At 51.0% G+C, this 21,328-nt stretch carries 17 protein-coding genes; 16 read left to right on the top strand and 1 reads right to left on the bottom strand.

Annotation, left to right across the window (positions count from 1 at the left end; all coding sequences use genetic code 11):
• The first annotated feature begins 363 nt into the window (after positions 1-363).
• The 14 genes from PSF11_RS16470 to PSF11_RS16400 all read left to right on the top strand — a co-directional run bounded on the left by PSF11_RS16470 (position 364) and on the right by PSF11_RS16400 (position 19,407).
• Complete coding sequence (locus PSF11_RS16470; protein WP_000868820.1) at positions 364-738, top strand: hypothetical protein; 375 nt, start codon at positions 364-366, stop codon at positions 736-738.
• 113 nt (positions 739-851) lie between these two features.
• Positions 852-1,577 (top strand): hypothetical protein, encoded by a 726-nt coding sequence (locus PSF11_RS16465; protein WP_000988731.1) that lies wholly within the window; start codon positions 852-854, stop codon positions 1,575-1,577.
• Between the two features lie 240 nt (positions 1,578-1,817).
• Positions 1,818-4,925: a DUF6531 domain-containing protein gene (locus tag PSF11_RS16460; RefSeq protein ID WP_425267656.1), complete on the top strand. Its 3,108-nt coding sequence runs from the start codon at positions 1,818-1,820 to the stop codon at positions 4,923-4,925.
• A 594-nt stretch (positions 4,926-5,519) separates the two neighbouring features.
• The gene (locus tag PSF11_RS16450) at positions 5,520-5,801 is read left to right on the top strand and encodes a hypothetical protein (RefSeq protein ID WP_000575657.1); all 282 of its coding nucleotides are present in this window, start codon (positions 5,520-5,522) and stop codon (positions 5,799-5,801) included.
• Between the two features lie 298 nt (positions 5,802-6,099).
• The gene (locus tag PSF11_RS16445) at positions 6,100-6,636 is read left to right on the top strand and encodes a hypothetical protein (protein ID WP_000949433.1); all 537 of its coding nucleotides are present in this window, start codon (positions 6,100-6,102) and stop codon (positions 6,634-6,636) included.
• Positions 6,637-6,638: 2 nt separating this feature from the next.
• Complete coding sequence (locus tag PSF11_RS16440) at positions 6,639-7,649, top strand: tyrosine-type recombinase/integrase (RefSeq protein WP_000543934.1); 1,011 nt, start codon at positions 6,639-6,641, stop codon at positions 7,647-7,649.
• Between the two features lie 4 nt (positions 7,650-7,653).
• The gene (locus PSF11_RS16435) at positions 7,654-8,523 is read left to right on the top strand and encodes a 3'-5' exonuclease (RefSeq protein ID WP_000997323.1); all 870 of its coding nucleotides are present in this window, start codon (positions 7,654-7,656) and stop codon (positions 8,521-8,523) included.
• Positions 8,520-9,011, top strand: coding sequence for a hypothetical protein (locus PSF11_RS16430; RefSeq protein ID WP_000139717.1), 492 nt, complete (start codon positions 8,520-8,522; stop codon positions 9,009-9,011). Before PSF11_RS16435 ends, PSF11_RS16430 begins: the two co-directional genes overlap by 4 nt.
• 316 nt (positions 9,012-9,327) lie before the next feature.
• On the top strand, positions 9,328-10,203 hold the full coding sequence (locus tag PSF11_RS16425) for a DNA replication terminus site-binding protein (protein WP_001097010.1): 876 nt from the start codon (positions 9,328-9,330) through the stop codon (positions 10,201-10,203).
• Positions 10,204-10,355: 152 nt separating this feature from the next.
• The gene (locus tag PSF11_RS16420; protein ID WP_000101568.1) at positions 10,356-11,396 is read left to right on the top strand and encodes a DNA-binding protein; all 1,041 of its coding nucleotides are present in this window, start codon (positions 10,356-10,358) and stop codon (positions 11,394-11,396) included.
• Between the two features lie 286 nt (positions 11,397-11,682).
• Positions 11,683-13,194 carry a UvrD-helicase domain-containing protein gene (locus PSF11_RS16415; protein ID WP_000811656.1) on the top strand — a complete coding sequence of 504 codons (1,512 nt, stop codon included), beginning with the start codon at positions 11,683-11,685 and terminating at the stop codon, positions 13,192-13,194.
• A gap of 134 nt (positions 13,195-13,328) precedes the next feature.
• Positions 13,329-14,345: a conjugal transfer protein TraF gene (traF, locus tag PSF11_RS16410; RefSeq protein ID WP_000749520.1), complete on the top strand. Its 1,017-nt coding sequence runs from the start codon at positions 13,329-13,331 to the stop codon at positions 14,343-14,345.
• A gap of 1 nt (position 14,346) precedes the next feature.
• Positions 14,347-15,780, top strand: a complete 1,434-nt coding sequence (locus PSF11_RS16405; RefSeq protein ID WP_000256129.1) for a conjugal transfer protein TraH — start codon at positions 14,347-14,349, stop codon at positions 15,778-15,780.
• A gap of 12 nt (positions 15,781-15,792) precedes the next feature.
• Positions 15,793-19,407, top strand: coding sequence for a conjugal transfer protein TraG N-terminal domain-containing protein (locus PSF11_RS16400; RefSeq protein ID WP_000534551.1), 3,615 nt, complete (start codon positions 15,793-15,795; stop codon positions 19,405-19,407).
• Between the two features lie 37 nt (positions 19,408-19,444).
• Here PSF11_RS16400 and PSF11_RS16395 read toward each other — a convergent pair whose 3' ends face one another.
• Positions 19,445-19,807, bottom strand: coding sequence for a hypothetical protein (locus tag PSF11_RS16395; RefSeq protein ID WP_000683483.1), 363 nt, complete (start codon positions 19,805-19,807; stop codon positions 19,445-19,447).
• Between the two features lie 715 nt (positions 19,808-20,522).
• Between PSF11_RS16395 and PSF11_RS16390 the strand changes: the two genes are divergently transcribed.
• Both PSF11_RS16390 and PSF11_RS16385 read left to right on the top strand, forming a co-directional pair.
• Complete coding sequence (locus tag PSF11_RS16390; protein WP_000356489.1) at positions 20,523-20,795, top strand: helix-turn-helix domain-containing protein; 273 nt, start codon at positions 20,523-20,525, stop codon at positions 20,793-20,795.
• The gene (locus PSF11_RS16385; RefSeq protein WP_000790610.1) at positions 20,795-21,328 is read left to right on the top strand and encodes a transglycosylase SLT domain-containing protein; all 534 of its coding nucleotides are present in this window, start codon (positions 20,795-20,797) and stop codon (positions 21,326-21,328) included. Before PSF11_RS16390 ends, PSF11_RS16385 begins: the two co-directional genes overlap by 1 nt.

Below are 21,328 nucleotides of genomic sequence, written 5' to 3'. Positions count from 1 at the left end.
GTAGGATTGGCTGTATCTGGGGACACTATAACCGTCAAAGAAGCCGGTTTGGTGTTGGTCATTGGGGTTATCCTGTGGATCTATGGTATAATCTTAACCAAGGTCAGCAATTCCTAAGGGGGTCAAATGGACGCTTTCACATTAGGCATGTTGGGGTTGCTCATTTTTTTCACTGTCGTCACTGGCGGCAGTCTGTATCTCTACCATGAGAAACAGAAGGAAAAAAAGCATCACAACGCCTAAAGAGTAACTGCGACAATGAACGTAAAGGCCAGCAATAGCTGGCCTTTTTTTATACTTGCAGTTTGAGGTGTTACATGTCACGATAAGGTAAGTGTGACATGTAACGGAAAAGGTGATTTTTTGAAAGTATCCAATGAAGATGCTCAGGCTACGGCGATCTATCTCCTCAGAGCTGCTTCGCGCCCAGCTTTCTGGCGTGACGTCCCATTCGATAAGAAACTTGAAGCCGTGGACAGCCTGAACAGCATAGGGCGATCACCATCAGAACTCACTGAATGGATTAATAAATACCTGACAGCAGAGCAAATCAATAAACTCGGGACATCAATTAGGCAACGTCGCAGAAGGGGATATGGTGTTGGTAAAAGCATAACTATAAGCGATAAAGCCCACAGGATTTTGAAGCGGTTGTCAGAAGTCGATGGTTGCAGTTTGTCAGAAGTGATCGAGAAACGCCTAGCCCGAGCTTATAAAAATACATGGGACCATAAATAGAGTGACACTAGGGGTTGCATTTTTAAAACCCGTGATAGCATCTAAATGAACCCAAACGAATAGGGGGGCTGGCGGCGATGCCGACCATTATCCCGACAATGGAGAAATAGACCATGATGACATTGACTACCGTCTCGAAGAAAACTTCAAATAATTCAGCCCTTGTATTCTGGCGCGTTGGTACAAAACGGAAAGGCATCCTTGATGTCCATATTGATTTTGACCACGAAGAAGCGGATCTTTTGGCTGAGCTCGTAGCCATTCGCTATCTGGCGCTGGACAAACAGGTTTTTTGCAGAGAGCCAGGTGCTGGTGCTGGTTACAAGCTGGTGGTATCCAAAGGTGCAATCAAGAAGCTGGCGCTGGGCAAATCCACCAAGGCTTTTGCTTTCAAGTTTGCGGCTTGCCTCACTGGGCGTTTAAAGGGCGCTACTATTGAAGTCTCGCAGAGCATGGAGTTTATGGATGAGCCGGGAGAGGGCAACATTGAGCTCCTCGATGTGGACAAGCAAGCCTATACCCAGACCCATGACGAAATATCTACACCTGCCATTGGCCCCGTCCTGGTTACTCAACATGCCATCGATCAGTATCAGGCCCGGATAACCTCTGGAGACCCTAAAAAACCGTGGGCCTCACTTGTTGGCCGCCTCCAGCATCCAGAGTTACAGGTTCAGCCCTTTGACGAGAAAGTGGCTCGCCATAAAGCCAGAAAGTATGGCCGCGTAGATAACGTGGAAGTCTGGGGCCATAGAGATTCCAAGTTCAAGTACCTGATGGTGATCAACGACGACAACCAAAAACGTGTTCTTGTCACAGTGTTTGAGCGAAATGAGTAACCTGCTTCTCATTTGTTCTGAATACACAACCTCTCCAAATCACGTATTCATACCCTAAAAGGGCAATAACGCAGTCGTTGATAACGACTCTCCCACCTGAAAATAGCTCCAGCATAAAAACTGGAGCTGTAAATGAGATCGAGACCTTCCCTTTTACTGATGCGAAACCTGCGGTCATTGGCCGTTGTGGTGCTCGCAACTTTGCCATGCGTTGCTTTTGCACAATGGCGGGTTGTAGCCGTGAGCACCGAAGTAGACAAAATGCGCTTCAACACCATCATAGACGCGCATTCCTTCATGAAGAATTATCGCTCTGGTGAGGAGCAAGGGAAGGGAACGCCAGTTGGGGATGCGCTTTATCCGGTTGCCAGTTATGGTGATGGCCGTTATGTCTCCAGGATCTGTTTTAAGTATCTAGGTGCTACTGGCGATTATGACCCCACTACCTGCACTGGCGACCCAGCTACGGTCTACTGGCGCTCAACCTATGTTCTGCCGGGTGAGATGGATAAAACACCGTTCCTGGACAGGGATCTCGGCTTACCAACAACGACCATGTGTGTAGGGAACCCTATCCATCTTGGCACCGGCAACAAGTTCCAGGCTGAACTGGATTATCAAAGCGGAGGCTCCGACCCTTTCACATTCACCAGATACTACAATAGCCACCTTCCTGATGAAGAGCTCGGCGGCTGGCGGCATACCTACTCGCGGAGCGTCGAGGTCAACGCCTCGAAGTACGGTGAGAACATGGTTGTCCTGCACCGGCCAGAAGGGCAACAACTCGCGTTCTACAACTCGTCCTCTGTCTGGGTGCCAACATGGAAAACCGATGATACCTTGACGAAGGATGCTACCGGCTGGCGCTACACTCAATCTGACGGGGTAGTCGAGGCCTATGATGAAACCGGACGACTGACCGGCATCGAGAAGCCCAACGGCAATCACATCACCCTGAGCTATCTGAACGGAGAGCTATCCTCGATCACTGACGGCTTTGGCCGCACCATCCAGTTCCAGTATCAAGATGGCCGCATGGTCAGTGTCACCGATCCTGCTGGTGGCAGTATTCAGTACCAGTACAACAGCGCTGGCAAGCTGGCGGAAGTGATCTACCAGGACAATACGAGCCGCAGCTATCTCTACGATGACCCGAATGCACCGGGTTTGCTCTCTGGGCTGGTGGACGAGAACGGCAACCGTTTCGCCACATGGGGATATGATACTCAGGGGAGAGCGGTTCTAAGCGAACACGCCGGGGGCGCAGAGAAAACTCAGGTAAGCTACAACGCTGACGGAAGCGTCTCTGTCACCAATGCCCTCGGCCACGTTCAGCGATACACCTACAGTCGCCACAATGGGATGCTCAAGCCTGATGTGGTTGAGGGTGCGCCGTGTACCGGCTTTGTGGGCGGCAAGGAAACCTACGTCTACGACAGCAAAGGCCTCGTCTCCAGCATTACTGACCGCGCTGGGCAGAAGCGCACGTTCACCCATAACGACCGGGGATTGGAAACCACCCAGATAGACCAGGACGGGGGTAAGGTTACGACCGACTGGCTTCCTTCCAAGTCGCTCCCGGCAAAAATCACAGAACCAACCAGGATCACTGAGCTCACCTACGACACTCATCTCCGGGTGATAAGCCGCAAGGTCACTGATCGCAGCTCGGGCGCTTCCCGGACATGGACCTACACCTATGCCCCTGTTGGTACAGGAAAGCCGAGCCTGTTGGCCTCGGTTGATGGTCCGCGCACCGACGTCAGCGATGTTACGACATTTGACTACGATGACCAGGGCAACCTGATCCGGACAACGAACGCGCTGGGGCAGGTGACGCAGTTTGGTGACTACGACGCGAACGGTCGCGCCGGGACCATTCAGGGTGTCAATGGTGTAACCCAAACCCTCACCTATGACGCCAGAGGAAGACTTGTCAGCTCCACTGGGCCAGAAGGAACCACGGTCTACAACTATGATGCTGTGGGCCTCCTGAGTTCGCTGACCAAGCCAAATGGTGCAACCGTCAGCTATGAGTACGACGCTGCACATCGGCTGGTGGCGGAAACAGATGCACAGGGCAACCGGCGCGAGCTTGAGCTCAATGACCTCGGGAACCCAGTAGAAGAGCGACTGCTCGATGCGCTGGGCCAGACCCGTTGGATAGAGCGCCGGATCTTCAACGAAATCGGCTGGCTCTCCAGTGTCTCCGACGCCTATAGCAATCAGTCATCGTTTTCCTACGATGTGGTGGCAAACCTGATACAGGAGACCAGTCCCTCTGGTAACACACACTCCTACAAGTACGACGGCTTCCATCACCGGACACAAACGACCGATCCCCTCGGGAAGGTCACGCAGGTGCTCTACAAGGATACCGGCGATGTTTACCGTGTCTCCGACCCTCGTTCGCGCCTGACCTACTACAGCTACAACGGCTTTGGCGAAGTGACCCAGGTCCGGAGCCCGGACACCGGCACCACCGACATTACCTATGACGAAGCCGGTAACGTGGCAACGCGCAAAACGGCCAAGGGGCAAACCACAAGCTACAGCTATGACGCGCTGAACCGGATCATCGAAACCTCCAGCGATGTCGCTGGCGAATCGCCAATTCTGTACGGGTACGACGAAGCAACCTCACCATACGGCATAGGCCGCTTGACCTCAGTCGATGATGGCAACGGTGTCCGGAGATTTGGCTACACCCCCGAAGGATGGCTGGCTTACGAAACCTGGGAAACCCACGGGCAGAGCCTGACTACCCAGTACCAATACGATGGTGCAGGCCTCGTCACGAAGATCACGTATCCCAGTGGCCGTGAGGTCTCCTACACCCGTGACTCAGCCGGTGACGTCATCGAGGTGACAACGACACAAGCAGGCACCACAACAAACCTGGCAAGCCAGATTGAGCGAGCGCCCTTTGGCCCCGTCACCAGTATGGTCAGAGGGAACGGCATTTCAGAAAGCCGCACTCTGGATCTCGATTACCGTGTCACCGGCATCGACGCTGCTAGGGTGCATTCGCTGGTCTATCGGTACACGCCAGACTCGTTGATTTCAGCCATAGACGACAATCTCAGCTCATCAGTCAATCAGTCACTCGGTTATGACGCGGTTGGCCGCATCACCTCTGCTGAGGGGATCTATGGCGTTTTGGGCTATGGCTATGACGCCACCGGCAACAGGACCTCGATCACGACCGATGGCCTGAGCCAAAGCTACACCATCAACTACATGAACAACTGGTTGGTGAAGGCCGGGCAAACCTCCAGAAGCTATGTTAAGCAGATCCACGATATTGGCCGCAGCTTCATTTTCCTCTCCGTCATCTCGACCGGCTAATACTGATTCAACCCAAGCCTCAAGGCTCGGATGTCCCTCAGCGAGCTCTATTTGACGGCACTCGTTCTCGATCAACCCTGTGATTGCTTCGTTGAGCGTTCCGCCATAAGTCGGCATGTTGAGAACAACTCCAAATCCGGGGATTTCTTTTTGGATTGGCTTCGCATCCTTGGGAGCTGATTTCAGCCACAGGAAAAACCAGATCCCAGAGCTTATGTCTTCCGGCTTGACCTGGTTGGCCGCAAGGAATTTGGAAACCTCGTTACAGATGATGCCATCTGGCGCTGCCATCTCGTAAATACCCGCCATCAGATCTTCAAGGCTCTTATACATATTATCTCTCGCACCTGTACATGATGTTTTCACTATCGTTGTTAAGCGTTTTTTCAGCAAGTATGTTCCAGCGAGACATCTTATACCATTCCATCTAAATCTGTAAAATTACCGTATTACCGTAATTATGATAATTACGGTAAATAAATTTAAGTTCTTCTTGCTGTTGTTCTACTTATTAAAATGTACCTTTGAAAAAGTAGAGTTTTTGGAATAGGATAGGTGGTGCTGAATGCCCACTTTTTACAAGGAGCGCGACCAGTGATTTTTGATGTAAGAGCGACCTTTGAAGTGGCACTCCAGACGGACACCCACCTGGTACTTATCGATCTGGATCAGGGAGCATCAGTTACGAACGATGCTGATGCAGTGATCGCCTGGTTGGCCGCAAACCTCGAAGGTGGAATTGGAAAACGTAAGGTGTACTACCGGGACACCGATGGACGCTTTGATGAGCTCAAGGTTAATGCCGGTGCTTTTGCCGGATTTGCACCTTGTAGCGAAGGCCAGCAGACCACCTTGGCTGGGATGCTCGGCCAGTAACTTTGTGTGGAGAACTCGATGTTAAACAAAAACAAATTTGAGAAAGTTTTAAAGAGAATCCTCGATAAGAACTTTGAGCGCTGCTCTATTTGCAGGAAACCATTCCCTGGACCGTGCCATACTTTTGCTGGTTTGGATTCGGACAATAAAGTTCAGAACGTAGGTTCTTGCTGTCGGACCAGTATTGTGGACTTGCGGCATGGAGGTGTGTATACGACCGCTCCTGTAGATACTCAAGAGGGGCAAAGTCAGGCGCATGAGCTACTCGCAACACATCCTTGTAAGGGGATGATGGGGCATGCTTAGCAAAAAAGTCTTTTTCATTAGTCAAGCGGAGGCCGAAAGACTGGAGCCGGTTCCCGGTGCGGCCATGATCTCCATAACTGACCCAGACAAGTCCCCTGCCGCTCTCGGACAGTGGGGGCAGTTGTACCGCGATAGCTTCTATGACGGCGGCTATTCTGAGAACACCATCCACACGATGAAGGCAGCGTTCCGGATGAATTACGCCTCTTACATTGACTCATCCCAGGCTGAAAAGCTGTCCACCTTCCTGGATGGATTGGTTGGTAGCGGTATCGATCAGATCTTCGTTCATTGCTATTACGGAGAATCCAGAAGTGGCGCGGTAGCGCTGTACCTCCAGAACAAACATGGATTCACTCCGAATAAGCCGATCACCAAGCCCAACCGAACAGTTTACGAATTGCTGTGCAATCCAACCAAGTTTGAACCACTGATGCAAAGCTACGAAACGCAACATATGGAGGAGGAACTACCTCTTCACCTCAAAATATGGGATTTTCTTCTCGTTGCGGTCGGGCTTAGGAGGTGACTTTGCACGACACAAACAATGACAAGGAAGAGCTAGTTTCACATGCGAAAGTAAATGTTCCGGCAGAACAAAGCATTCGCGGTGAACTGTTGCCGTCATCGAGCTCGCTCCGGAACATCCAGGACAACCCCGCCGTCGCCTATCTGGTGAGCCTCGGGTCAAAGCGAAGCAGGCAGACCATGAGCTCATTCCTCAACATTGTCGCCAAGATGATCGGGTTTCAGAACCTTCGTGACTGTGCATGGAGCTCAATGAGGCGGCACCACATATTGGCGGTGCTGGAAATGCTGGGGGATGCAGGGAAGGCTCCGGCAACGATCAACACCTACCTGTCAGCGCTCAAAGGGGTGGCTCTTGAAGCCTGGACGATGAAGCAAATTGATACGGATAGCTTCCAGCACATTAAGCAAGTCCGTTCAGTACGTGGATCTCGACTTCCTAAAGGGCGGGCACTTGAACGCCATGAGATTCGCAGCCTCTTTTTCACATGTGAAAGTGATTCAAGCGCCAAAGGGCTTCGGGATGCGGCCATTCTCGGGGTGCTCCTCGGGTGTGGCTTGCGCCGCTCGGAAATCGTTGCGCTGGACATGGGAAGCATGATCTACAAGGACCGCGCTCTCAAGGTTCTTGGCAAGGGCAACAAAGAGAGAATGGCGTATGTGCCTGGTGGCGCATGGAAAAGACTGGATAAGTGGGTTGAAGAGGTTCGAGGAACGCATGAAGGGCCTTTATTCCCGAGGATCAGGCGGTTTGATGATGTGACTGGAGAGCGGATGTCGGATCAGGCCATCTACCACATCTTGGAGACCAGAAGAGTTGAAGCCGGTCTGGAGATGTTTGCGCCCCATGACCTGCGACGCACCTTTGCCTCCTCGATGCTGGATAACGGTGAGGATATTGTGACCGTGAAGGACGCAATGGGCCACTCAAGCATTGCAACTACCCAGAAATATGACAGACGCGGCGATGAGCGTTTGAAGAGAGCGAGCCAACGCCTCGATATAGCGGATTAACAGCATGAATGATGAAGAACTCGAACTTGCCAGAGCCGAAGCCATGAAAGCCGATAGGTGCTTTTCAAAAGGACGGCTCAGGGACGAATTTCGGATGAAGCCTAAGCCAGGAGTAGAGCCAGTTTCGTTCTACAAAAACGGGTATGGTGGCCAATTTGGAGTGTACCGGATAGCAGATTGCCAACCAATGCGGAGAAGGGGTTGTTCACCGGCATCACAAAAGCAAATAAGGGCGCAATCCATCCTTTCGGTCAAGGCAAGAATGCGTAGCAACCTGGCAAAGGCCTCTGTCATGGCACAAAGGTGGGTCGCTCTGGAACCTCTGGTTCTCGATACCGAGACGACCGGACTTGGTGAAAGAGACCAGGTGATCGAGCTGGCTGTTACTGACATCAGAGGCGCGGTTCTCCTCTGCACCAGATTACGGCCAACCGTGGAAATAGACCCTCAGGCAATGGGTGTTCATGGCATCACCGAGACTGAGCTGTCGAATGAGCCTACGTGGACTCAAGTTGCGCCAGCTCTCGCCCGGCTTTTGTCGGGCCGTCATCTGGTGATATTTAACTCCAGTTTCGACAGTAGGATGTTGAGGCAAACAGCCAGTGCATTTGGAGACCAACTCTCTTGGTGGCAAGAGCAGAACTGTCTGTGCGCGATGAAGCTGGCGGCTGATGCCTTTGGCTCAACCAACCGGCACGGCACAATCTCACTTGCGGATGCCACCTGCGAGGCAGGTGTGAGCTGGAAAGGTCGAGCCCATTCAGCAGCGACCGACGCTATTGCCACCGCCGACTTGGTGACAGAGATAGCCAAAGTCCAACGTGACCTCGTGGTCCAGCTCCAGGAGCTTCAAAGCAAAGGTAATTTGGAATGACAGAACAATCCTACGGCGAAAGCCTCAAATTTTTCTCAGACTGGCAGAAGGACCCCGCGAAACGCACCGGCCTGAATGTGCAACACACGCTAACCAGAGGTGAATATCCTACGGTCAGCATCGAGATTGCGCCGATCAGGGCATCGGGGTCCAGCCCAGACTGGAAAAGCAAGATCACGGTGCAGCTCACTCGCGGCGAACTGACGGCGTTTTGCAGCGTTCTCTTTGGTTTGCGTAGCAAGGCTGAGGGTTCCTATCACGGCGACGCGAAGAATAAGAGCTTTGCGGTTTACAACAACGGCAAGGCCGGTGTTGCGATCATCCTTAGTGAGCGAGGAAACCAGCTCCAGAATTTCATCAATGATGACGACCGAATGGAGCTCGCAGTCTTCGCAGTTCGCCAGCTTTCCAACGCATGGAAAGTTACCCCTTCTGATGCCATCGCGCTGCTACGCCAATCAGCGTGGATGGACCGAAATTTGTCCTAATCGAGCAAATCTAGGCACCCTAAAAGTCGTCCTATAACCACAAAGTTAGACCATCATGCAAAGTGGGGTATAGAGGGTGCCAGCCCCACCCCAGCAGTCCCCCTCAGCCACATTTCTGGCTTGCCCCGCGCTTTTCTTCTTTCTCTCTTTTTCTCTCTCTTTCTCAATCTAATCTCACACACGAAGGTCAAACAGGGCACCCGCCGACGCGAAGCGGAGGCGTATTCTTGCCCCTCCCCCTCATTGCATGATGGTCTAAATCTGTCTACTATGTAACCAATGAACTGTTAGAACAAACCCACACATAGGCGGCAGCATGGCTAAAAACTTCATATCAGAACAATTCTCGGCCATGTGCCGCGACTTAACGAACCTGTCCTCTCTTATCAAACGACTACCGCCACGGTACGCAAAAGTTGCGGCCATCCCTCCTACCGGAAAAGGAATGGAGAACGAGCCCGTCAACAAGATTGTCGTAACTGAACAAACTGGGCGCGAAGCTCTTGAGCTGGCAGCGCACAGCTACAGAGATCTTCACATCAACCCAGACTATTCGCAGAAGTCTGCCAGGCGCACCGTGGGGGTACTCTGGTTCTCCCCTTCCAGGATTGGTGTAGCTGACGAAATTGCGGCGACGGTTGAACGCATCAACGCGGCCAAAGCTGGTATCGAGGAGTTCATTATCTCGACGTACCCCACCAGGCAAGAGAGGTTTGAAGCACTTCGAGCGGACTGCCCTGGTGTCATGACTCTCCACCTTTACAGACAAATTCGGTGCTATACCAATGGCGACATCGACTCTATCCGCTTCACCTGGCAACGGAAGGACTCCTTGAAGAAGCCCGTAAAAGAGGAGCTTTTGCAACGCATCAGAGAGGAGCTGGAGCGATCTGGGCCAGACTATCAACTTCCCCTGGAGCAGCTTATCCAGAAGATCGCCAGCACCCCGGAGCCTTATCTCCGGGAGCGAAGGGAAGTAAAGGTTCAACCGGTGGCAAACGTCATGGCCGCAGGGGTACTCAAAACCGTTACCGCGCCAATGCCCCTGATCGTGCTCCAGGATAAGGATGTTCAGCTCAAATTGCTTCGTAACTTTGACGCCTCAGAACAACGCAAAACTCGATCTGATAAAGCGGCATCGGAAATCCTTGGCACCTTCGGTGGAGTCACTATCGAATCCTTCCCTGGATGAATCAGCGTGACCGCGTAACAAGGCTTTTCCGCAGCCGGAAGGGCTTTGTCCCACACAAACAATTCCAATCGACAGCAGCATGATATATAATTATGATAATTACCGTATTATCGTAATTATCGTAAACATTACAAATTAAAAGGAACGTTCTCATGGCAAGAAAATTGGTTGAGTTTGACGATGTAGCGGCTGCGGCCCAAAAGCTCAAGGACGCCGGTAAACGCCCAACGGTCATCGCTATCAGAGACATCATTGGCAAGGGGAGCTTTACCACCATTTCAACGTATCTCAAACAGTGGTCAGAGGAACACTCCCTCGATGAAGAGCTGGTAGAGGTAGTCCTTCCAGAATCGGTTATGAGCGATGCTGAGCTCTTCCTACAGAAGATCTATACGGTAGCCAAAGCAAGCGCCGATGAACAGCTTGAGCGCGAGCGTGAACTGCTACGACAGAAAGAAATTGAGTACCAGGAAGATATGCAGCAAGCCGTGGACATGGCAAATGATGCCACCGAACGGGCTGAGCTACTGGAAGAACAACTTGAAGCTCTCACCAACAAAAAATCAGAGCTCGATGCGGCCCTTGGTAAGGCAGAAAACTCGCTATCCCTCAAGTCTGCGGAGCTAGAACGCTCACTGGCTGACATTGATAAGCTGGAAAAGCGGATCGTTGAGTTGGAGGGCAAGCTGGAGGCGAAAGCCGCAGATCTGACCCGAGCACAGGATCACCTGGAGCAAGCTAAAAGCGAAAATCGCTCTTTGAGCCAAAAATTGGCAACTACAGAGGGTGAGTTGGAGGAGCAAAAAGGCAAGAGTATAGAGCAGACAGAAAAGCTCCGGGCCGCTCAGGAACAAAAAACATCGTTGAAAGAGCAGCTCGAAAATGTACAGGCCAAACTGGCCCAATCACAGGACTCCCTTGCCACAGCCAAAGCTCATGGCGAATCCGCTGAACGAGAGTGCCAGCGCCTATCTGGAGAGGTAGAAAAGCTGGACGCCAAATTATCCAGCGCCGAAGCAGAAGCTCGCGCTCTTGTTCAAGACAAAGGCATGATGGCTGGTCAGTTGCAGGAAAAAGACCAGCAGGCCAAGAGCCTCGAACAAAGACTCAATGATGCACTGACCAAAATTTCTGGGTTGGAGCAAGAGCTCGCTAAAGCTGGTAAGGGAGGGAAAAAGAAAGAGGAAAACTGATGGCGCGAAAGGCTAAATATTCAGAAGAGTGGCGACACAGAGCTGCGGCTCTTCAAACCAAGATTGAGGAGGCTATGACACTAGCCACCTCATCTATTGGCGACTATCGCTGGTTACACCGTCTCCATAGTTGGGTTACGGAGGTGGCTCAAGGTAAAGCCCCAGACTGGTGGACAGATCTGGATTGTGAAGTATCCCTCCCCCGAGAAGAAAAGCGGATCAGTACGTTCCTCTCGACACAAAAGAAGCGCATCACTCTCCAGATGTGTTTGTCGTAGGGGGCCTCATGAAACAACTTCCTCCTGACACACCAGAACAATCACTGATCACTCAGTACAAAGGGCCTCGCCTTGTCGTTAAGGCCTACGCTGGAACGGGTAAAACCACGACACTGGTGAAGTACGCCCACAACAACCTCGATTCACGTATCCTCTACTTGGCATACAACAGGGCTATCCGCGACGAGGCAAGAGAAAAGTTTCCTGCAAACGTAGACTGCAAAACGTCCCACCAGCTTGCCTACGCCACTATAGGAAGGGGCTACCAGCACAAACTCTCCGGCAACCTAAGGCTCACCGATATTGCCCAAGCGGTGAATACCAAGAACTGGACGTTTGCCAAAGATATTCTCGATACGCTCAACGCCTTTATGTGTAGTGCAGACATGCGGATTCTTTATACGCATTTTGCTCGCGCCGATACGGGTAAAGTGCTTACGTCCAAACAGGAGAGATACCAAATCCAGGTGGTCGAAGGTGCTGAGCTCATATGGAAACGGATGACAAACGTTCAAGATCCGTTCCCGACCGTACACGATTGCTACCTCAAACAGTATCAGCTCGGGATGCCGAATCTGTCTCGCCGGTACACCACCATTCTTTTTGATGAGGCACAAGACGCTAACCCCGTAACAAGTAGCATCGTCCTACAGCAGAACTGCAAGGTAATCCTGGTTGGAGATCGCCACCAGCAGATCTATAGGTTCAGAGGCGCAAACAACGCCCTTGATAGCAAAGAGCTCATGAACGCCGACCAACTCTATCTCACTCATAGCTTCCGCTTTGGCCCCAACGTTTCGCTGGTGGCAAACGCCCTTCTTGAACTCAAAGGTGAAACACGACCTGTTGTTGGCCGGGGACCAGCAGATCAGGTACTCATGTTTTTACCAGGTGACGTGGGCCACCGCGCAATACTTCACCGAACCGTCATGGGGGTTATAGAGACGGCGCTCTCTGCGACCGAATCCGGAGCGCAGGTATTCTGGGTCGGTGGAATCGACGCTTACCAGATCAATGAGCTCCAGGATTTGTACTGGTTTTCGATGGCAGAGCCAGACCGGGTAAAGAATAAGAAACTGCTTGATGAGTATGAAGACTACTTCGAGTATCAAGAAGTAGCGAAGGCGACCAAAGACCCTGAGATGATGAGGGCTGTCAAGATCATCAACAGCTACGATGAAATCCCTGAACGACTCACCACTCTACGACGCAATACAGTCAAAGAAGAGTTTGGGGCTGACATTACGGTCTCAACAGCTCATCGGTGCAAAGGGTTGGAGTGGGACTTTGTTCAGCTCTATGACGACTTTCCGGATGTCCTGGACCCAGAGCTCGACCCAATGGCCCGTGACGATGAAATAAACCTGCTCTACGTTGCATCCACCAGAGCGATGCGAATCCTTGCGTTGAACAGCGCTGTCGAGATGGTTATCCGCTACATCACCCAAAAACGCATGGTCGAGAAGCAGATGAAGATGGCCGCAGAAGCGACAGAAGTTGAAGAGGACACGACCAAATAGTTTGGTCAATTCTTTCACATGTGAAAGTTGACAAATAAAACGCTCTAAGCGCCCTAAATGGGCGCTTACACCTGCCTAATTTCACGCCTCCCACCTCTACCATATCGAGCATGGGAAAATACGTGCGTGAGACTATGAAAAAATCACCTTTGAATTTACTGCTCCTTGCAGCGCTCACGCTGGGGGCATCACACCAGGCTTGGGCTCAAGATGGCACAAGACCTGGTTTTTATGAGCGAAAGGAAGAGGGTTGGTTCTGGTACAAGGAAGAGCCCAAAGAACCAGAGAAAAAACCCGAAAAGCCCAAACCAAAGCCTGTGGCAGAAGCGAAGCCTACACAGCCTAAGCCTGCTGCTCCGCTTCCGAGCGGCCCAGAAATGTTCTCAGCGGAATGGTTCCGGGAAAACTTACCCAAGTACAAAGACCTTGCTTGGAACAATCCTACCGTTGAAAACGTCAGGACGTTTCTCTACTTGCAACGATTTGCGATAGATCGCTCTGAACAATTTTCCGATGCTACAGAGCTGGCGGTCGTAGGTGATCCTTTCTTGGATGAAATTACTCGACGTCCTGCTGCCACGTTTGCCTCACAACAAGTTGATCGTGACGCTGGTAACGCCAAAAACATGCTACTCAAAAGCGTAGCCGAACGCGTAGGGATATTCTTCTTCTACAAGTCCGACGATGACTACAGTGACTTGCAAGCACCGCTCATCAAGATGTTGGAACAAGGAGAAGGATTCTCGATCATTCCTGTATCTATGGACGGCAAACCACTCCCCAGTGGGCTTTTCCCCCATTACAAAACCGATGAAGGCCATGCCAAACAACTTGGTATCGTAACTTTCCCTGCTGTTTACCTCGCATCTCCAGACGGTCAGTTCGCTCCTATAGGACAAGGGCCAATGTCTCTTCCTGAGCTGAATCACAGGATTTTGGTCGCAGCAAAACGCAATGGTTGGGTCACAGACGAAGAGTTTAACCGTACACGTCCGGTACTCAACCTAGAAAACAACATAGCCGAACGCTTGGCCTCACCAGAGCTGGGCTCTGACCTCAAACAACTATCTCAAGCGAGCGGCGATAAAGACAACTTTGTGCCACCGGAACAACTCATGAAGTACATCCGGGACAAATTACAGGAGAACTAAGATGGTCACGCACAAGACATTAAAAAGGAGCCTGCTTGCCCTGAGTGTGGCGGCCAGTCTCGTCATGGCACCGACAGGGGCGATAGCCGCTAACGGCCTCCAATCACAGATGGACAAACTCTTCAATGAAATGAGCAACACAACACCACCTGGGGTTTATGAAAGCCAACGACGTGGCGTTTTAGCTGGTGGCCGGTTCACTGCAAAGACACGAATCTTCGACGAGAACCTGGTGAGCTTTGCCCCTCCATCATGGAAAGCTGGTTGCGGTGGTGTAGATCTGTTCGGCGGTTCGCTTTCCTTCATTAACGCGGATCAAATTGTCCAACTCCTTCGGGCTGTAGCAGCCAACGCCAAGGGCTATGCCTTCCAGCTTGCGCTCGATAACGTTTTCCCGGACGGAGCGAAGTGGATAGAGAACTTCCAGAAGAAAGTGCAAGCGCTCAACCAACATCTGGGCAACTCCTGCCAGCTCGCTCAAGGTTTCGTGAACGACCTAACCAGCGGCATGGACCTTAAACACAAAACTGATGCTTCTATAACCGCGACAACTTCCGGCCTGTATGAAGACTTCTTCGGGTCCAAGCAGGAAACCAGCGGCAAGAGTCCTCTGGAAGAACTGAAAGCCAACAAACCTGACGAATACAACAAGATGATTGGCAACATCGTCTGGAAGCAACTCAAGAGCAACAACGCCAACACCTGGTTCCAGTACGGGGATAACACCCTTCTTGAAGCGATCATGTCTTTAACCGGCACAGTCATCATTGGTGATCTGGTAAACGACCCGAACTCAACCGGCACTGGTGCGAAAACAACCCCTCTGACGACCCTACCAGGTAACAAGATCACCTTGTCAGACCTGATTTCAGGCGGTTCTGTTGAGATCTATTCCTGTGATTCTGATACGACCAACTGCCTGAGTGCTGGCTCCAGCAATAAAACTGTCGTGCTCAAAGGTATCAAGAACCAGATCACCGATATGCTGTTAGGAACAAGCTCTACACCTGGTGTGATCTACAAATACGCAACGAACTCTGGAACCTTAACCGACCCAGAAAAGGCCTTTGTTTCTAACCTCCCCGGAGGGATTGGCACCATTGTTCGTAACTTGTCTGTCCTTTCACAGGACGGCGCTAACCTGTTCGCAACAGAGTCATCAGGAGCGATAGCCCTGACCATGATGTATAGCTTCTCGGAAGAGTTCTTCCGCGCAGCTCGCATTGCGATGGCTAACAGCAAATCACCCTACAAGAAAGAGGCACTAGAGCTTCTCGCGCAATCGCAACAGCAAATCCGTGCTGAATACACAATCCTGTCCTCTCAATACGGCGATCTGGCAAGCCAAATTGAGAAATACAACAACCTACTGGACAACATCCGCAAGCAAAAATACATGCTGGCAACTTTGTCCAATCCTCCTAGCACGAACTAAGGAGCTATTGGAATGGGATCTTTTTCAATCCACTCTATCGGTGACTCTGCTTTTCTGGAGCAAATCCTGATTGCAGTATCAATGATCACCGGCACCGGGGATTTCGAGAAGATGGTCAGTATTGGCCTGCTTCTTGGGGTCTTGATGATCTGTATTCAGTCCGTCTTTCAGGGCGCAAAGCAAATCAACCTCCAGCAAGTGCTGGTAGGTTGGATTCTATATGCCTGTTTCTTCGGCCCAACCACAACTGTGACTATCGAGGACGCTTATACAGGGCAGGTTCGAGTCGTCGCCAATGTCCCTATTGGGGTAGGCTTTGCTGGAGGTGTCATATCCAACGTGGGATACACCATCACCAATTTGTTTGAAACTGGATATGGGGTAATCGTACCCAATGTCACGGAAAGCCACTTTTCCGAAACACTGAAACTGTTGAATGACGTCAGACGGCGAGCCTATGACACAGGAGTTTTTACTGCGCTTAACTCAGCAAATGGAGGCGGCTATGTTGACGTGAGGCGTTCCTGGAACAATTACATTCGGGAATGCACGTTAACCAAAGTCGATCTCAACCTAATGTCCCTTGATGAGTTGATGAACCGTTCAACTGACTCAGCTTTGCGATTCAACTCACAGCTCTACGGAACTAGGTTGTATTTGTCTACAGCAAACCCTGACGGCGCTGACTACACATGTACTGACGGATGGGTGGCTATTAGCACTGCAACCGCCAACCTAAGCAGCCCGGTTGTTGTTGATGCTCTTAACAGCCTACTGGGTATTGACACGTCAACTGGAGACAACGCTCTAACGAAGCTGACCGATTCGCTTCAAGCGATGGGTGCCACAACTACGTCATCAATCGACTATCTGAAAGCCGCCGTTCTGGAGCCCCTCTATTATGAAGCCGCAGCAGGACGTTATCAGGACCTCCAGGATTATGGCTCTGCATTGATGGTCAACCAGGCTATTCAGCAACGGAACACACAGTGGGCCGCAGAGCAGTCGATGTTCATGACCGTCGTCCGACCAATGCTGACGTTCTTTGAAGGCTTTATTTATGCTATAACCCCGATCATTGCTTTTATTATCGTGATGGGCAGCTTCGGCCTCCAGTTAGCCGGGAAATATGTACAAACCATCCTCTGGATTCAGCTATGGATGCCAGTCCTCTCAATTATAAACCTGTTTGTTCATACCGCCGCGTCAAATGAGATGTCTAGCCTCAGTGCTGGTGGTCTCAACTCCATGTACGCTCTTTCCTCAACTGGAGATGTTCTGCAACACTGGATTGCAACCGGCGGCATGTTGGCTGCGGCCACTCCGGTGATTTCCCTGTTTATCGTCACAGGTAGCACCTACGCCTTCACCAGCTTGGCATCGAGAATAAGTGGTTCTGACCACGTTGACGAAAAGATGCAAACGCCAGATCTACTCAAGCAAGGTCCGGTTATGCAAAGTCAGCCAGCGTACAATCACAACCAGTTCAGTGGTGCGATTGCAAACGGCGCAGAAAGCATGATCAGTACCTTCTCGCTTGGCTCCACCTTAGCATCAGGCGTGAGCTCCGCACAGGCATTACAAAGTCAGAAATCGGAGGCTTTCCAAAGCACTCTTGGTCGAGGTTTTTCTGATGGAGTAAGTCAGGATCAAGCCTATTCAAGACTCTCCAATGTCGGGCGCAACGTTTCGTCGCAAAACACAGCTCAAAGCCAATTGATCAACCAGCAAGCCAAGAACTTCATGGATAAGTTCCAGGTGGATGATAGCCACTCTGATGCTGTCAAAGGTGCTTTTGCCATGCAGGCTATGGGCACACTCGATGTTGACGAAGCTGCGTCCATGCTTATGCCTATGGTTGGCAAGGCCAGGGCAGCAATGAAGGCCGCTGCTGGTGTGAAATCAAACAGTACAGCCCTAGTTCCTGCTGGTGGTAATGGCGAATCAGGCGGCGGCAGTGATGTCCTGGACATCAAAGCGCAAGCGAAGGGAGCAACAGAGTCATCAACTCAAGACTCTTCAAGCTGGTCAGCGAGTGATGTGTCCCAGTTCATGAAGGGTGTGAGCTATTCGCAAACCGATAGCCAGGCGTTGACAAATCAATTAGCGCAGGGTTTCAGCCGTTCTGGAAGCGAGTCATTCAAGCAAACCTGGGGCGATAGCTTATCCCAGAACCTATCCAAGTCCGCTTCGGAACTGGTGTCTGCATCGGACACCTTCACAACAATGAGTCAGCTCCAAAACCAAATGGGCTCCATGACTAATACCGACTTTAAAACTCTCGGTGGTGCAGTAGCACAAACCCCTGCGGCCATGAACCAACTGAATGACTATTTCCGAAATGCCGCGCCGCAATCGGTTAAAGACGAGGCGGCTTCACTACAGCAAAGATACCAAGCCTACGGAATGTCTCCTCAAGTGGCCCAGGCAGCAGCGCGAATGACAGCAATGACCAACTCCAAAAATTACGAACAGGGTAAGGAGCTTGGCGGGTATCAAGCCGCACTACAGGCGATCAATACCGCGTCCGGTCGCAACGGAGCATTTAGTGGTGATGCTTACGGAAATAACGGCATTGAAGGCCCGAATGTTCAAGGCCTACCAGGTCAGGTTCAAGGGGCTGTAGGCAGTGGACCTAACATCCCAACCGGATTCCGGGAGAATGTGGCTGGGATGGCTGGAACTAATCCGGCATCAGAAGCTGGGCAGTTACCAACGAATAGCCCCCTTGTTCAAAATGAACATGCAGCCGGTACGTCAGCTCTTCATAACCAAGCACAGCAAACAGAGCGAAATGTATCTGCTCCTGAACTGAAAAAAGCCCAAGATAACCTTATGAACTCGCTTCCGGAAATGTCTTGGAGCGCTTCGGCGTGGGGAGCGTGGGACAACTCCAGTGATTGGATGGGCCGCAGAGCTGAACAAGCAGGTGGAGCTCTCATTGCTGGTGGTCAAGCTGGCGCTGATGCGTTCTCAAGAGCGATGGATCAAATGAGAACGATGACACCTGAACAACGCGACCAATTCATCGCGGCCACTCAACGCGGCGACCAGGCCGTGCAAGAGGAGTTTGGCTGGGCCGGTGATGCGATGGTCGGTATGGCTAAACTTGGCCGCAACGTCATGGGAGCTGCTGCAAGCGGCTATGATGCAGCGAAGGAGTGGTTAACTGGTAAATCTGATCTATCGGAAGCCGCTAAAGGGATGAGCATTGAGGAACGCGGCGCGTTCTATGCAGCAGCGCTATCCTCTGCCGCAGAAGCTGGTGGTGGAGCCGCGCAGCAGTTTATGAACCAGTACGGTGATGAGTTCAAAGAAACGATGCAGTCTATCGCTCAAAGCCGTTATGGGCTGACTGAATCCCAAGCCGCTGTTTATGCCGAATCGTTTGACACAAACGAAGGTCGCATGAACCAGGCTGTTCAGAATCTGAAAATGGAGTATGCAGAACGTAACCCGGATGGCTCACCGATGATGCAAGGAGGTCAGCCTGTTCTTTCTCAGCAAAACGAAGAGTTTACGGACAAGCTGGTAAACGTATTGCAGAACTCGACGGAAGCTGGAGACCGTTCAGGTAGCTATTTGACTGCCGTCAGGGGGTACAACATAGCAAATCAAAGGTTCTAAAAGACCAACCAAATAATAAGGGGGCCAGCAGGCCCCCTTATTCGTCTCCAGCTCCAATATGGAAGCGCTGGTCAAAATCATAGGAATCTTGAAACCCACCAGTTTGTTTTTTTCTGCGCCGGGTAGGTGGTGCCTCTTTATATGCTGACCGCGCAACGCGGATAAAGCACGTTAGTCCAAACAGAGCCCCGACAACCAAAGCAACTTGCCACTGGAAGTAAGCGATCCCTCCCCAAAAGATAACAGCAGCCCAAAGGCTTTTGTGAACCAGAAATAGGAAACGAGCACCCCAAACGCCGAAGGGAGCCAGCGCCACACCAAGTCCCCAAGGTGTGTCAGCCATCATGGCTATTCCCAGAAGCACCATTCCCAGCAGAAGAATATTGACCACATGTTTCATATCAACCCCCTTACTCTTTACCTCCAGTTTACCACGGCATCAAAAAATGCAACTGTGAAAATTTGACTATTTTTTGCTAAACAACCATTCCATTGGCAACTTCTTCGATTAGAATTTGCCCTCAAACTTTCACATGTGAAAGTTTGCCCTTACGGAACAAGGCGTTTATTGACAAAGCATTACATAGTTGAACATGTCAAACAAATCGCATACACTATGGAATAGGCCATTGCTAACGCTTTGGTCCCCATCTGCAACACCGCAGAGTTCTCTTTCTCAAATATCTCTTTCTGTAAACACCATCATCCTTGTGTGGTCGGGATGCGCCTTTGCCTTCCCTGCCCTCCTCAGCTCCTGCTGTATTCGCAATTTCAGCCCTCGCTGTATCCCTAAAATCACTTATACCTAAACGCTATTTAATATCACAAAATACCGCACTCCCCGTGCGCTATTTCCGCCATTCTTTTGGCGCACTTTCCATTGCTATCGCAAAAATATCCGTATCCCATTGATTACTAAAAGTATTGTAACTTTGTTCCGTCGGTACAAAGTTAAGTGTATGTTTTTAAAGGTTTTTTATTGTTGACAGCATCATTATTTGGGCTTATAAAGGCGCAAAATGTGTCAGTTTGTGACAATAGAAGAACTCTAAAAGCGTTCATCGAATAACGCACTTTTTGTATGGCTAACAACGCAGTTTAAAGGGTGGCAAACAATGGATAAATGCCAATTGATAGACATCCCAAGCGACCCAGAGAAGAAACGTGAGTGGATCAAGTACAAACTCAAGATCCAGGGGCTTTCTCTGGCCGCATTGGGCAGAAAACACAAAACATCTCGGCAGGTGGTGTCTACGGCACTCTATAAGCCCAGTCCACGCTGGGAACATGAGATAGCTACAGCTTTGGGTGTGAAGCCGTCTGAGATTTGGCCGGAGCGGTACGACGAAGAACACGAAATACCCCTCAGACATAAGGAGGCAAGCTGATGAAGAACAAAGCCAAGGCGCTAGTTCTGTCTGCGGCTCTCCTTTCATCAACAGCGAATGCTATTGACCTGAGCGGAACCATCTTCGACAAAGCAGCGAAAGCATATAACCTCGACCCTCTTCTAGTGTATTCGGTCGCATTGGCCGAATCTGCATCAGGGAGAGGTAATGGCTCTATAAGTCCTTGGCCTTGGACGCTTCGCGTTCCTGGGCTTCCTTTCTATGCTAAGTCGGAAGATCAGGCAAAGGCTAAGCTCGCTGAGTTTCAGCAGCAGTACGGTCGTGCCATTGATGTCGGGTTTATGCAAGTGAGCATCCGGTGGAATGGTCATAGAGTTTCTTCTCCAGCAGATCTTCTCGACCCAGAGACCAACGTCATGGTTGGGGCAGAGGTGCTATCAGAAGCCATTCAGTCATCTCCAAATGACTTGGAGCTTGGCGTTGGCCGCTATCACGCCTGGGAAGACGAAATCCGAGCCAGAAACTATGGTAGCCGAGTCTTGGCTATCTATCGCAACCTTCGTGATTTGTGA

The sequence above is a fragment of the Providencia sp. PROV119 genome (genome assembly GCF_028482435.1).
GTDB classification, from domain to species: Bacteria; Pseudomonadota; Gammaproteobacteria; order Enterobacterales; family Enterobacteriaceae; genus Providencia; species Providencia stuartii.
Note: the sequence above shows the minus strand (reverse complement) of the source record. Positions and strands in the feature narration are given on the sequence as shown.

Bases quoted from the DNA above. Each gene is read 5' to 3' on its own strand.
- PSF11_RS16465 (WP_000988731.1), top strand. From the start codon at position 852: ATGATGACATTGACTACCGTCTCGAAGAAAACTTCAAATAATTCAGCC.
- PSF11_RS16445 (WP_000949433.1), top strand. From the start codon at position 6,100: ATGCTTAGCAAAAAAGTCTTTTTCATTAGTCAAGCGGAGGCCGAAAGA.
- PSF11_RS16435 (WP_000997323.1), top strand. From the start codon at position 7,654: ATGAATGATGAAGAACTCGAACTTGCCAGAGCCGAAGCCATGAAAGCC.
- PSF11_RS16430 (WP_000139717.1), top strand. From the start codon at position 8,520: ATGACAGAACAATCCTACGGCGAAAGCCTCAAATTTTTCTCAGACTGG.
- PSF11_RS16425 (WP_001097010.1), top strand. From the start codon at position 9,328: ATGGCTAAAAACTTCATATCAGAACAATTCTCGGCCATGTGCCGCGAC.
- PSF11_RS16420 (WP_000101568.1), top strand. From the start codon at position 10,356: ATGGCAAGAAAATTGGTTGAGTTTGACGATGTAGCGGCTGCGGCCCAA.
- PSF11_RS16415 (WP_000811656.1), top strand. From the start codon at position 11,683: ATGAAACAACTTCCTCCTGACACACCAGAACAATCACTGATCACTCAG.
- traF (WP_000749520.1), top strand. From the start codon at position 13,329: ATGAAAAAATCACCTTTGAATTTACTGCTCCTTGCAGCGCTCACGCTG.
- PSF11_RS16405 (WP_000256129.1), top strand. From the start codon at position 14,347: ATGGTCACGCACAAGACATTAAAAAGGAGCCTGCTTGCCCTGAGTGTG.
- PSF11_RS16400 (WP_000534551.1), top strand. From the start codon at position 15,793: ATGGGATCTTTTTCAATCCACTCTATCGGTGACTCTGCTTTTCTGGAG.
- PSF11_RS16395 (WP_000683483.1), bottom strand. From the start codon at position 19,807: ATGAAACATGTGGTCAATATTCTTCTGCTGGGAATGGTGCTTCTGGGA.
- PSF11_RS16390 (WP_000356489.1), top strand. From the start codon at position 20,523: ATGGATAAATGCCAATTGATAGACATCCCAAGCGACCCAGAGAAGAAA.
- PSF11_RS16385 (WP_000790610.1), top strand. From the start codon at position 20,795: ATGAAGAACAAAGCCAAGGCGCTAGTTCTGTCTGCGGCTCTCCTTTCA.